Raw genomic sequence first — 12,918 nt, 5'->3', positions numbered from 1 at the left:
AGTCATAGCAACTAATTGGGTTGAGACGATCTATTCTTTTACAAACAAAATCTACTATAAATCCTTTACATTATTATGAATGACAGAAAGTAGCCTTCTAAAGGTTTCAACCTCTTCCTCAGTTAACCCTTCAATGGTCTTTCTATACGCTTCAAGAGAGGGAGCAAGAATCTCATCTTTTATTTCACGCCCTTTAGAGGTTAGATAAACACGTAAAGATCTTCTATCCGTCTCATGGGTTACACGATGAACAAAGCCTTTCTTTTCAAGCTTGAAGAGCATACGCGCAATGTTCGTCTGATCTTTATATAGTCTTTCAGCAATATCCTTTTGAGTAATCCCTTCACTCTCCCAAAGAATAACGAGGATCTCCCATTGGTCCACCGTAATATCAAAGGGATTTACCACTTTTTGATAATAGTTATTCAGCTTCAAATCTGCCCGGTGTACAATTACGCCTATGTATTTTTCTAATTCCAATGGTATAGCCTCCAGATAATTGATATGATCATAGTTGCTATGACGAGTATAATTGTAAAGGCTAATAAATGCAACTCTAGAATATAAGCTCCTTATTTCGCAGATTTCAGCTTCTTCTTCTCTTGAAACCAGCCCATCACTAGAAGTATTAGTGGAATGATAAACAGCATCGGAATCTGGACATAGAACCGGACGACACGTAATCCTGTATAGATAAATTCTACATAGTTTCCTGCCATCGCAATGGAACAAATAAACATGACCATAGTCACGGGGATCATTAATTTACGATAGGAGGGAATACCGAACAATGTTGCCGCACCGATTAGTGTCGCATATAAATAAATGCCGATCCGGAAAAAACCACCGACAATAGCTGTGACGAGAAACAATACATCCAATCGTTCTAGTAAAGCTCTTCCCTCAATCAACTCCGAGGTTGTCAGCAATGGGTATTGTGTTCTTGTAAATAGATCCGCACCGAGGACAGACACATTTAGCATCGTAACAAACGCGATAAAAGATCCGCTGATCAATAATCCTGTAATCACTGTTTTCTTCACTTGTTGCGGTTTATTCACATAGGGAAACAACATCAAGAACACTATAATCTCTCCAAAAGGAAATACAACGGTACTTGGAATCGATTGCTTCAGCACGGTTAACCATCCCTCTTCGAGTACAGGTCTTAAATTTTGAAGATTTACATTCCCAGACGTAAGGATCGAGCTTAGACCGGTGACAGTAACAAGAAGTAACACAGAAAAAAAGAGCTCTGCTGTCCTCGACAACACCTCAATACCTTTTCCAATGACATACATAACCGAAAGTAGCATCAAAGCAATAATAACGAGAAAGGGAGTCTGTGTAAAAACAAAGGATACAGCCATTGAGGCGAATTCACGGACTACAAAACTCCCATTAAACAAGAAATAGACAACATATAACAAGGCGACGATACGACCCACAACGGGCCCTAATATTTTTTTCGCATATTCCGTGAGCGGAAGATCCGGATAAAATAAAGACAATCGATGATAGATTAGAAATAAACAAATTCCCCCGAGCATTCCGAGGATTGCGGTGATCCATGCATCTTGCTTGGCTTCCGCACCAAATCCGGAGATAATCGCGCTCACGATTTCAAACATCAATACAAGGATAAGCAATTGACGGGGACTGATCTTTGCTTTTTCCAATGTCACTCCTTCTCTCTATGAACAATTCATTTATCAGCTATTATCGATACTTTCCATTATGGTTCTATTACGCAACCCAGTATTACGCAAATAAGCCTCCACTTTCACTTTTACCTCAATCGTGGGAAAGGTCACATCGTTCCAATCCCGCTTTAACGTTCTCCATTGCTTAGGGTGATCACGATGCACCACTTCTCCAAATCCAAAAATGTCCGACTTTTGCTGTTGCATTAATTTAATCGTGGCTACCGCTTCATCATGAACGGCTTGCATGTACAGGCGCTCAATTTGCAAAAACAATCTCGGGTTAGTTACATCAATTGGGACATCAACCTCACCAATATTTGCATCCGCACCAATCTTCACCTCAATAATTGGTTTACCGGATTTATCAAAGCTTGAATGAAATGATGATTTGGTTCGTATATTCTCGATCCCGATTGTATGTGGCTGACCATTCCAATCCATGGTTAACAATGTCGAATTAACTCTGCCTAACACCCATAAGAATCCACGGCTTTCATTTCCGTCTAACCACCTCATTAATTTTCCATCTTTAAAAGTAGCAATCCCATTAGCCATTAATTTATCTTCTTTATTTGTAGAATCGAGTTGAATGCCAGTAATCGTAGGTTCTTTACCAGATGAGACGATGGCTTGAATGACTTGGTATATTTTCTCATCAATATTTTCACCAAAGGCTTTCTCGGTTTCAGCTACCATTTTCTTAATTTTAATGGCCGGTGAATTATCGAGACTCGTTCGTTGTTTAATGATTTCTTCTCCCGTCGTTCCCCTCGCGATAACCATTGTAGCGGAAGGACGAAACTCACTATCCCGCTCAATGCCGTCAAAAAGCTTCTTTATCCCTTGTGTTGTAGCTAAATCTTCACCTACCAAGAGAACTATCGCATGACCATAATGCAATTGCCTAGAAAGTTTTTGTGAGAGAACGCGAGTAGCATCAAATACATTATTTCCTTCTGCTGAATATGTGGTTGGAGGTAAAGGCATTGGGCTACCTCCTCCTTGTGAACTTGAGACATTTATTGGATTCACGATCTGAACCGTAACCCTAATGTTCTTTTTTTCTCCTTTATCAATCGCCATCGCAACCACAAAACCGATATCCGTTAACTCTCGACTATCCCAGCAACCCGTAAGAAGAGCAATCATAACTATCGACAAACAAAGCCGTGCCATTCTACGTCCCATCTTGATCACCCACTTGCTCTGTTGTAGGCTTCTTCATCAATTTGGGAACCAAATGTCTCATCCAAATCGGTAAAGGTGCATGAATCTGACTATTCTTTACATGCATCATTGGACTATAAGGAGCCATGTAAGGTACACCAAATGAACGTAAACTACACATATGTGCAATGATCATAATCAAGGTAAGAATCATTCCAAAGAAACCGAACGTTGCTGCACTGATCATGAGGAGAAAACGTAACAATCTCGCGGATACAGCAATCGAGAAAACAGGTGTCGCTAGACTAGAGATAGCTGTAAGTGAAACAACAATAACCATTGCTGTTGACACTAAACCTGCTTGTACAGCTGCCTGCCCAATGACAAGTGCTCCAACGATGGATACTGCTGATCCAATTGCTTTTGGCATACGAACACCCGCTTCACGCAGAATTTCAAAAATAACCTCCATTAATAGCGCCTCAACAAACGCGGTAAATGGCGTTGCTTCTAGCTGTGAAACAAGCGAAATCACTAACTGCGTTGGTATCATTTCTTGGTGAAAGGTTGTTGCTGCAATATAGAAAGAAGGTCCAATCATCGAAATGATAAACATTACGATGCGTAACAGCCGCAATGCAACACTGATATCATACCGATGATAAGAATCCTCTGTAATTTGAAAGAATTGATTAAAAACGGCTGGGATGATTAGCATAAAAGGGGTTCCATCCACCATAATTGCAATTTTTCCTTCTAAAAGATTAGCAGCAACGGTATCTGGGCGTTCTGTAGGTAGGACCGTTGGAAACGGAGTAAAACTCTGATCTTCTATCATTTTCTCAATATATCCTGATTCCAGAATGCTATCCAATTTGATCTTGCGGAGACGTCGCTTCGCCTCTTCAACAATGCTATCATCCGCGATCCCATTTATGTACATGATCCCTATCCTGGTATGTGTAACTTGACCTAATGTCATCGATTCCAGCCATAAATTAGGATTTCTTATGCGACGCCGAACCATCGAAATATTTGTCGTTAGGCTTTCAACAAACCCTTCACGAGATCCTCGAATAGAAGTATCTGTACCAGGCTCATCTATGGCGCGGACTTCACCGCCCGATGTAGCAATCGCTAGGGCTTCTTTCGATCCATCAATTAATAAAATGGTCTGCCCCCACAACAAAGCATCATAGAGTTCATCCCATTGAACAAGTGTCTTCAGACCACCGATTGGAACAATTTTATCTGTGATTACTTGAACCAGATCATTTAATGTCCTTTGTTCATTACTCAGCATGACGTTCAGCAAGACTTCCATGACAAATTGATTAATGGTTGTATTGTTAACAATGCCATCCACATAAATAATTGCGGCTTGAAGCTCCTCCTCCGAGCCCCCTATCGTAAATTCACGAATAATTATATCTCCACTATTCCCTGTCTTTTGTCGAATCTGCTCTAAATTGACTCTTAATTCTGTTGAATCAATCGGAATTGAAGGGACGGTCCATTGTGGATTGCTTCCAGCACTTTTGCCACTTGCATTGCCATCCTTTGCCATGCCCTTCACCTTTCTCTCCATTATTTGCTGCTCTTTGCGTGATTATTCTACCCATTAACAGCAAATATTATTGGAAGATTAACAATGAAAGCAGGGAAGTGGTATGAAAATATTCGTCGTAACTATACTCTTATTAATCTTAGTAATAGCACTGACCTTTCTGCTTGACTTCATTTCACTCTTTAGCATACAAGAAACATTTCGTAATCTAATGGCTTCTTTTCGCGTCATGAGTACCTCAGAACTCATTATCTTTAATTTCTTGATTGTAGGCACAATAACTTATTTAATGTGGCCACTGGTACAAAAATGGCTACCACAGCAATCTCCATCATCGCAAGGTCAACCATCCGAGCATGTCGACAAGACCCAGACGAAATAGTAATCATCTACTTCGATTTCGATCTTCCAGCCATCTGTGAAATTAACTACCCTCCTTTATAAAAATAAACCCCATGTCTAATGACATGGGGTTTAAAAATTAGCTTTTAGTATGTGACGTTTAGATTGCTGATCACACTAACCAATAAATTCTTGAACCCACTCGCTGTTATAGTAACCTATTCCAATTTCAGTAAAGGAACTATTCAGGATGTTGGCACGGTGACCAGGGCTATTCATCCATTGATTCATTACTTCTTCCGGGCTCGACTGGCCTTTGGCGATATTTTCCCCTGCTGTATTATAGGAGATCCCAAATGCCTTCATCATGTCGAACGGAGATCCGTAGGTTGGTGACTGATGGTCAAAATAATTGTTGTCGGACATATCCTGCGCTTTAGCCAAAGCCATTTTCGACAGCTCACTATTCAAACTAAGGGGTTTCAAGCCTGCGTTTGTTCTTTCTTTGTTTACCAGTTCCAATACTTTCTGCACAGATGCCGATGCATTGGTGGAGGTTTGCGGATTAGCAGAATATTGTGGATTAGCAGAATACTGTGGCTTAGCGGATGTTTGCGGATAAGTGGTTTGATCCCCTGTTGTACCACCTGTAGGTGGAGTAGTGCGGATAAACCCATCCAGCCATTTCGTTACATCGCCGGGTACTTGTTTAGCCTTAATCGTTGATTTACCAGCATTCTCTGTGGAAATAGAAGACGCTTGAGTTAAGGTTGTTGTTGTAGCTGTTTTGCCAGCATGATGTCCAACCTTCGTTTGTTGAGTAGTCATTTGGTTGTTGGCCGATTGATTACCCGAACAAGCTGTAACGAGCAATAGCGCTACTATTACGATAAATGGTTTAATAACGACCCCTCCTGATTTGGCAAAGTTGTGACTTAATCGAATAAAGTTTTTGTAAAGCACGATTGAATTATTCATCGCTAATTCAAAAAATAAAAAGCAAAAGAATCCACAGCAACATTCGTTGCTGTGGATTCTTTGTAAACTTATTATGTATCGAGATCCGTATTCTTGCTCACGTAGAGCTCACTAGGCTGAACTTGAAATCGTCCGGTTTGCAGCAGCTCTGGTAAACGCCCCATCCGTTCCGCTAAACAAGAAAGACTTTGCTCATGAAAATTAGAAAGCCCCGTATGAATCCGATCTTGAAAAGGTTTAAGCCACCTTGATTCTAAGCCATCAGGACCGAAATAAACCCCAAGCAGAGAGCCAGCCGTTGCTCCAAAGCTATCCGTATCGTTGCCTTGCATCACCTGCTTGCATATTCCATCACCAACATTGTCTGCAAATCGCAGGGTATTAATTAAGGTGCCTATTTCCTGATAAACATCACAATGACAATAATTCGCATACTTATGGTTAATGCTCTGATACGCTTCCAGCCAGTCATCTGCATTCGCTACCATCTCAAGGCAATCTTTAGTAATCTCGTAGAATCGGCTTCTTTTAGGTACGAATTGCAGAGCCGTATTGATTATTTCAATGGGATCGCGCTGCACGTGAGCAACAGCAATCGCAGCAGCAATGAACATCGTGGCGTAAATGCCGGTCCGACGATGAGTAAAGCTTGCATCCCGCCAAGCTAGCTCGGCAGCCAGAGCAGGTTGACCAGGACAGGCATATCCGTAAGCATCTGCACGAATCGCCGCACCGCATAGTTCCGTACCCTGCACCATAAAATCAGGCCAAGCCTCTATTTCAGAATGATTGAATAGCTCCTTATCATGTTCCAAATAGCTAATCCCTGATCGCATCAAAATAGCCCTTTCCGGCCCCCAAGTTGTACTTATCGGAAGGTGATTTAACCATAAATCCCTTAAATTTCTTTTCGTAAAACCATCACCGAATTGTTCTAGCACCATCATTCCCATTAATGTGTAATTGATATCATCATCAGGTGCTACATAACGAATTCGCCCTCGTGTCGTCTCAAACCAAGACCAATGTCGACGATCCAGCGCATGGAGAATTTCTTCAGAAATGTAATCATTCAGTGGCCATTCCCCTACAGAAGTTAAGGCTTGACGTAATTCCGACAAGTTGGGATTTACCTCTATCGGTTTGCCCAGCATTGAGCCACAGACTGAAGCGAGGAAACCTGCTTCTACACGCTTGGAGCTATCCTTCAGATTCAAAATCCCGACCTGACCTAGAGGTCGAGCCGGATCACATTCCCGCCATATCTCATCTAAATCGTTCGGCTCATAGTAAGGCCAGTTGTCCCTCATTGGAATGACAGCCAAGCTATGAGCGAATTCTAGATAGGCATCATAGCTTGCTGGGAGCTTTTCCAACTTAGCTAAATAACCGGAGGTTTGATGCCCCTGCTCGAATTTATTACGCAGAACGCCTTCCAATTGAAGTTTAAGAAATGTGAGTGATGGTAGCATATTGCATCTCCTTTGTCCTCGTATCTATCCACAATACATCAATATCATAAGCTTTAGAAGGAAAAGATAACTAGATAAAAAAGTATTGGTCGAATATTGATTTTCCCTTAATAATCCTTCATCCCAACACTATCGAAACTGCACAATACACTAACAACAGTCCCATCAGTACATTAAATTGACTTCTATATTTAGATATCATTTTTTTGAAAAGAGAACCACACAAACACCAACAAAAAGTGCCCATATAACCGATGAAAGCAAGAATTAAAGAATAACTCAATAATCTAAAAGAGGAAGAAGGAGAGGTAAGGATAAATGTTGATGTAACTGTGATCCCATATAATATCCCTTTCGGATTGATAAATTGTAAAAGCATTCCCGCAATAAAGCTATTGTGTTTATCTCCAGCTGCATCACTTTCTGGTTGTTTACTTGTAATCATTTTAAATGCTAAATACAGCATGTAGACTCCGCCTATTACAGCCATAATAGATTTAATTTGTGGAAGAAGATTATTCAAAAGTAGATTAAAGTAGGAACATAACAATATGATTATAAAAAATCCTGTACCTACTCCTAAACAAAATTTCATTGATTTTTTCAGCCCAACTTGGTTTGCAAAACCCATTGCCATAATATTATTGGGTCCCGGAGTAAAACTTGCAACAAATGCATATAAAAACAAAGAAACAAACACTAAATTATATCTCCCCTTCCAGCTTGTATGCTATAATGTATTCATCAGACGTTATAACGTACATTTGTGCGTTTTATTGTATATCACGATCGTTATAAAGTAAATGGAGACAGGAGTAATTACAGTGGAAGAAATAAATCTAATTATTGCGGAAAATATAAAAAAGATAAGAAAAAGTAAAGAGTTAAGCCTGGAAAAGGTTGCGGAATTAACAGGAGTCAGCAAAACAATGATTGGTCAAATCGAAAGAGGCGAATCGACACCAACCATTACAACCCTTTGGAAAATCGCCAATGGCTTAAAAATTTCATTTTCTGCGCTGATAGATTACCCAAAGCCTGACACAAGAGTAATCTTAAGAAGTGACATTCAGCCACTGCTTGAAGATAACGGAAAATATCGAGTGTATCTATCTTTTCCATTTGAAGAAAGTAAACGGTTTGAAGGTTATACCGTGGAGATAGACAAGGGTGGATACCTTGATGCCAATTCTCATATGGAAGGTACCGAAGAATTAATCACCGTGTTTGACGGAGAATTGTCTTTCCGTGTCAATAACAATGAATACCTCTTGAAATCAGGTGATTCTATCACATTCCTCGCAGACAAACCCCATGTATATCATAATCCAGGACAAACAATAACCCGGTTAAGCATGATTTTATACTACCCCTCTTAGCAAAAAAATCCCAAGGCACTTGAGCCTTGGGACTACGTTCTCTATGATAGGGTTGCTAGATGAGTTAATATCCTTTTACAAAAAACAAGCCATCCTTTAGAAAGAACTAAAGGATGGCTTGTTCGTAATGCTTAGAGCGCCGCAATCCGCTGCTGGATGCGTGGAAATAAGGCGAAGGCATTCTCGTAAAATACTTTTTCGTGGTGCTGCTCAGGTACAAGTCGACGGACAAATTCCGCATACAGGTCAATAGGAGCAAGTGGCCAATCCGTGCCGAACAACATTTTCTCATAGTGGTCGGAATACACCAGCGCCCGGCGAAAATGATCCATGAACAGAGGTTCATTCATGAACCGTTCAAAATGAGGCCGATCACCGACTACAAGACCGGACAAATCGGCATAGACGTTTGGATTTTTGGCCACCACTTCGGCGGCATCCATCACCCACGGATCGCCAAGATGGCAAATCATAAAATTCACATCACGTCGTTGGAATGCTAATTCGTCCACCGTAAGAGGATGTGCATACTTAAGCAATCCATTCATCGAGTACGTATCACCGGTATGAATGACGACAGGCGTGCCGTACTTGGCTGCCAACTCATAGATCGGTGAATAGATTTTGTCATAAACGTAATGATGATAGTACCCGGCGTAGAGCTTAATACCAGCCACCTCGGGCGCTTGCAGCCGTGCCTCAATTCGGTCGAGCTCCTCCTGAGCATCCTTGCCTCCGAGCATATTCGGATTGATCCCCACGCATTCCATTAAGAAAGGCGGCACAGTGTCTTCCAAGTCAAGGCCCATCGGATTAGGGGAAGTAGAGTCAGGGAAAGCTCCCTTCGTCTGCTCCGATACCCCCATTCCAATGCCCAGAATAACGTCGTTCTTATCAAACTCCGCTTTGAGCCCGGCAGCAGTGTAATCAACCTTAGAGAGATCCAGTGCTGTTTGATGAAAGCTGTCGATGTCCGACAGATGAATGTGAATATCAATGATCGGCATTTAAGATCTCCTTTTCGTCAGTAGGTCTAGCAAAGGTCAGCTTCAAAAGACTGCGGACATCCTCTGAATTCAGAGCGAGTTCTCCCATGATCAGGAAGGACGGCTGTGTCCAAACGGTTTCTCCATTGAGAAGCGGAAGATGATGATGCACCCCGTGATTAAATACCTTATTGTTCACATACGCCGAGGCACTCTGATTCGGGTGACTGCTCACCATATGCAGCATATCCTTACGCGAAGATGCCCCAATTCGCAATAGTCCCTTGGCCTCAAGATAGGTTTCAACCGTTCCTAATAAGAACTTGCCCTCCTTGGAGAATTCCATCCATCCTTCGGCATAGACTGGCGAAGGTTTGATATAATTCTCCTCCGACAACGAATAATTCGGCAGGGTCATTCCGCTGTCATTGGTCACCGAATGCAACACACAGAGCACAGGGACGCCTTGGAGCATAAGGTAATGCTGATTAACAACAATCCCTCGGTTCTTTTCCTGCTTCTCGATCGAAGTAGTGATACGTAATCCTTTCCATACATTGCCCTGAACATCCATTTGCTCGGTCCAAGCTGCGCTTCTTGGCTCCTCCAAACGACTAAATCCACCTATGCCTGAAATACCTACACCGAGTCCACCATGCCAAGGATTCCACCAGGAACGTGGTGCTGCTTCCGGGTAGGAGCTATCCAGCCATTCTTCTCCATGGTGCTTCAGGGAATGCACAACACTGCCGAAATCAGGAGCAGCTGCAATAGAAAGTACTCCGTTGCTCACAGTGTAAATAGGACCCGCTGGTCCCTCTTTTATGCCACAGACAACGGCTGCTGTTTCCGTTTGAGGGAACCAGAGGCCTGCTCGCTCTTGAATACGATCCTCTCCACGATAGACGACTCGAACCTTCTGTCCTGATTGGCTGTGTTCTGAAGAAGATTCCGCTTCCTCAGGCGAGAGCTCAAAGCCCGCGGAGTGCAGATTCTGCTCTCTTTGCAGATCCATCTGAGCGACTTTCTGCTCCTCTCCTCTATCCGTTTGTACATATAACTCGAGGCTTCCATTAAGCGGAGTCATCTTTCGTTCGATGAACTCCGCATGAAGCGCCCCCGCCGCAAACGGATTTCCACCGCCGAGCGTTAATTCAAGATGATCATCCAACACCGGTGTGATCGGATCCAGCTGCTTCCGTGCAAAGGTGCGGAAATCCGACCACTTCAGGAAGGTGTTTAAAGCGAACACCAGCGTCTTTGTTCGTACGACATCTCCAGCAGAGATTTGACCAAGATTATGCTCCAGTCCAAGTGGATACTCCGGACGAAGCAGCTTCAGCGAAGGGTCCCAGCAAACGCCGCATGTGACATTTTCTTCCTTGCTAAACAACCAATTTTCCGTAATTTGAGCGCTGTCCCAATAACTCGGATCTCCCGAATAAGCATCGCCCATATCTACGTAATGCCCCTGATAAGGCAGGATGAGCCGTTTGCCAAAAAATCCGAAATTCGTTAGCAGATACATATCCTCTTCCAACGTTTGGTTACTAGTATTGCGTACCTCGCTATAAAACTCAGCGATTCCGTTTGCAAAGAGCTTAGCCACTCTTTTTATCTCCAGACCCGGGAATTCATCCGATTCATAAAGGGTCTCTAGAACTTGGCCCTCTCCTTCGGAATAGATCTTTACTTCTTTAGCCTGTTTCTTCGAGAATTCTTCGGCGAATGGTTTACCTAACTTCGGATGGGTTAACCAGAAATTATGGCTCGATCCGGGATATTCAATCCACATCCCATTGTCGTTATTATTAAGATGTACGGAATAGGCGCCGTTTACAGCCACCCACTGATCCCCGTTTTCCCCACCAAAGCGGCCATGTGTTCCTTTCATTAGCACAGATAATTTGCTGATGAAGGACACTGCCTTCTCTCCAGCCGGAACGGCCGTCACCTCAATATCCCGTGAATAAAGGCCATATGAATTTAGGGTAAAGGGGACTCGGATGGAAGCCTTACTTTTAGCTGGAACCGAGAAGCTTACTGTCCGATCCGCCCACGTCAAAAATTCTTCCTCAGGCAAATCAAAAGAAAATTCCGCTTCCGCTGCAAAATTATTCTCAACATTCAAATATAGCTCAGCGGGAAGACCCGGATACAGCTCACGCTTTGGCAACTCCATCATCATTTTCAGCGGGAATTTAGGAGCAACACCTATGCGGAACTCAGCGCGCTTGCCACCGATGATCCATTTGCTCATAACCACGGGGTGAGTCTTCTTGTCGTTTTGCTCTTCACGAATCGGATCAAGCTCGAACTCACCTTCTACGATAAGTGTTTCTCCTGGCGCGAGTGTTGGTGCAGCAGACAAGACAAAACGAATATTTTTGTCATTTTGGCCTTTGATCTCAATAGCCAGATCAGACGCCGAACGATTCTTGATGTGATAGCGAATCTTGTAGGTGGAACCGAATACAAGATCGTGATCGTCAATCTCCGTGGAGATTTCATAGTCAGGTGTATCAAGAGCCGTCAGGCCGCGACCGGTCTTCTCGAATTCTGCACGTAAGGAGAGTTCTCCCTTTTGCCAAGTGTAATCGAAGAAATCAAAACCACGCTCCCGGCGGCCATCCGGCTGAATAGGCAGTTCACGGGTACTATCTGCATACCAATCCAGCTGTTCAAAATAAGAAGCGAGTGCTTCCGTTTGCAGAACCGTCGGAATAAAGTTCATCAGATGAACGTAATCCTCATTTTTTTCCCAAAAGAATCCACATTTCTTATACATCGGTACGGCCTTCGTATTGCCTGCCCAAGTAAACAGATCAAGACGTGGCCAGCCCGCTTCAATTGTTGTGCGAACAGCGTTCAAAATCAGATTACGACCTACCTTGTATCCGTGATAATCAGGTCGTACATTCAACAGCGGAACATACAAAGCTCCTTCGTCTTGACGGTAATGGGCAAAACTGCAGAAGCCGACCACTTCCTCACCATCAACGGCGAGAAACACATTCAGGTTGGACGAGATTTCCATCTCGCGGCGTACTGTATCCTCTGTTCTCTGATTGGTGCCTCCACCCCAGCTTTCGTTGCTACGGTTCCACATTTCTGCAACCGCCTTAGCGTAAGAAGGATCATATTCTATAATGCGGATTTGTTCCGCTGTAGTCTTAACAGTCATGTTCTCAGCTCCTTCTTCCTCAAATAGAGTATGTATGCAACTTTATTCAAATAACTCCTACGAGTTCTTATTATACTATTAATTGGAAGGCTGTTACGAGGTAAAAAACTCTTTCTCCTTATTTTCTACATAAAGCC

The 12,918-nt window shown here is 42.8% G+C and carries 11 protein-coding genes; 2 read left to right on the top strand and 9 right to left on the bottom strand.

All coding sequences use genetic code 11. The features are described 5' to 3' along the window. Positions 1 to 54 precede the first annotated feature (54 nt). The 4 genes from ACFWMP_RS11310 to ACFWMP_RS11295 all read right to left on the bottom strand — a co-directional run bounded on the left by ACFWMP_RS11310 (position 55) and on the right by ACFWMP_RS11295 (position 4,461). The gene (locus ACFWMP_RS11310; RefSeq protein ID WP_042189684.1) at positions 55 to 480 is read right to left on the bottom strand and encodes a MarR family winged helix-turn-helix transcriptional regulator; all 426 of its coding nucleotides are present in this window, start codon (positions 478 to 480) and stop codon (positions 55 to 57) included. Between the two features lie 92 nt (positions 481 to 572). After that, the gene (locus ACFWMP_RS11305; RefSeq protein WP_339242306.1) at positions 573 to 1,679 is read right to left on the bottom strand and encodes a GerAB/ArcD/ProY family transporter; all 1,107 of its coding nucleotides are present in this window, start codon (positions 1,677 to 1,679) and stop codon (positions 573 to 575) included. Between the two features lie 33 nt (positions 1,680 to 1,712). Further along, a complete protein-coding gene (locus tag ACFWMP_RS11300) occupies positions 1,713 to 2,894 on the bottom strand; it encodes a Ger(x)C family spore germination protein (RefSeq protein WP_081951164.1) in 1,182 nt (393 codons plus the stop codon). Then, positions 2,884 to 4,461 carry a spore germination protein gene (locus ACFWMP_RS11295; RefSeq protein ID WP_231573304.1) on the bottom strand — a complete coding sequence of 526 codons (1,578 nt, stop codon included), beginning with the start codon at positions 4,459 to 4,461 and terminating at the stop codon, positions 2,884 to 2,886. Before ACFWMP_RS11295 ends, ACFWMP_RS11300 begins: the two co-directional genes overlap by 11 nt. Before the next feature lie 82 nt (positions 4,462 to 4,543). On the opposite strand from ACFWMP_RS11295, the gene ACFWMP_RS11290 reads away from it, so the two are divergent. Then, a complete protein-coding gene (locus ACFWMP_RS11290) occupies positions 4,544 to 4,822 on the top strand; it encodes a YczF family membrane protein (RefSeq protein ID WP_042189690.1) in 279 nt (92 codons plus the stop codon). A 137-nt stretch (positions 4,823 to 4,959) separates the two neighbouring features. Here the strand turns inward: ACFWMP_RS11290 and ACFWMP_RS11285 are convergent, their stop codons facing one another. The 3 genes from ACFWMP_RS11285 to ACFWMP_RS11275 form a co-directional block, all read right to left on the bottom strand. Continuing rightward, positions 4,960 to 5,760: a CAP domain-containing protein gene (locus tag ACFWMP_RS11285; protein WP_379423739.1), complete on the bottom strand. Its 801-nt coding sequence runs from the start codon at positions 5,758 to 5,760 to the stop codon at positions 4,960 to 4,962. A 71-nt stretch (positions 5,761 to 5,831) separates the two neighbouring features. Further along, the gene (locus tag ACFWMP_RS11280) at positions 5,832 to 7,232 is read right to left on the bottom strand and encodes an ADP-ribosylglycohydrolase family protein (RefSeq protein ID WP_379423738.1); all 1,401 of its coding nucleotides are present in this window, start codon (positions 7,230 to 7,232) and stop codon (positions 5,832 to 5,834) included. Positions 7,233 to 7,350: 118 nt separating this feature from the next. Continuing rightward, complete coding sequence (locus ACFWMP_RS11275) at positions 7,351 to 7,932, bottom strand: LysE family transporter (protein ID WP_339242314.1); 582 nt, start codon at positions 7,930 to 7,932, stop codon at positions 7,351 to 7,353. 124 nt (positions 7,933 to 8,056) lie between these two features. Here ACFWMP_RS11275 and ACFWMP_RS11270 point away from each other — a divergent pair, with 124 nt between their 5' ends. After that, positions 8,057 to 8,611 (top strand): helix-turn-helix domain-containing protein, encoded by a 555-nt coding sequence (locus ACFWMP_RS11270; protein WP_076299323.1) that lies wholly within the window; start codon positions 8,057 to 8,059, stop codon positions 8,609 to 8,611. A 131-nt stretch (positions 8,612 to 8,742) separates the two neighbouring features. Here ACFWMP_RS11270 and ACFWMP_RS11265 read toward each other — a convergent pair whose 3' ends face one another. Next, entirely contained in the window at positions 8,743 to 9,618 is an 876-nt protein-coding gene (locus ACFWMP_RS11265; RefSeq protein ID WP_042189698.1) for an amidohydrolase family protein, read from the bottom strand. Next, positions 9,605 to 12,781, bottom strand: coding sequence for a GNAT family N-acetyltransferase (locus ACFWMP_RS11260; RefSeq protein WP_379423737.1), 3,177 nt, complete (start codon positions 12,779 to 12,781; stop codon positions 9,605 to 9,607). The genes ACFWMP_RS11265 and ACFWMP_RS11260 overlap by 14 nt, the downstream gene beginning before the upstream one ends. Between the last annotated feature and the right edge of the window lie 137 nt (positions 12,782 to 12,918).

This window comes from Paenibacillus sp. NPDC058367, assembly GCF_042723305.1.
In the GTDB taxonomy this organism is placed as follows: Bacteria; Bacillota; Bacilli; order Paenibacillales; family Paenibacillaceae; genus Paenibacillus_AQ.
Note: the sequence above shows the minus strand (reverse complement) of the source record. Positions and strands in the feature narration are given on the sequence as shown.

Bases quoted from the DNA above. Each gene is read 5' to 3' on its own strand.
- ACFWMP_RS11295 (WP_231573304.1), bottom strand. From the start codon at position 4,461: ATGGAGAGAAAGGTGAAGGGCATGGCAAAGGATGGCAATGCAAGTGGC.
- ACFWMP_RS11280 (WP_379423738.1), bottom strand. From the start codon at position 7,232: ATGCTACCATCACTCACATTTCTTAAACTTCAATTGGAAGGCGTTCTG.
- ACFWMP_RS11290 (WP_042189690.1), top strand. From the start codon at position 4,544: ATGAAAATATTCGTCGTAACTATACTCTTATTAATCTTAGTAATAGCA.
- ACFWMP_RS11260 (WP_379423737.1), bottom strand. From the start codon at position 12,781: ATGACTGTTAAGACTACAGCGGAACAAATCCGCATTATAGAATATGAT.
- ACFWMP_RS11285 (WP_379423739.1), bottom strand. From the start codon at position 5,760: ATGAATAATTCAATCGTGCTTTACAAAAACTTTATTCGATTAAGTCAC.
- ACFWMP_RS11300 (WP_081951164.1), bottom strand. From the start codon at position 2,894: ATGGGACGTAGAATGGCACGGCTTTGTTTGTCGATAGTTATGATTGCT.
- ACFWMP_RS11265 (WP_042189698.1), bottom strand. From the start codon at position 9,618: ATGCCGATCATTGATATTCACATTCATCTGTCGGACATCGACAGCTTT.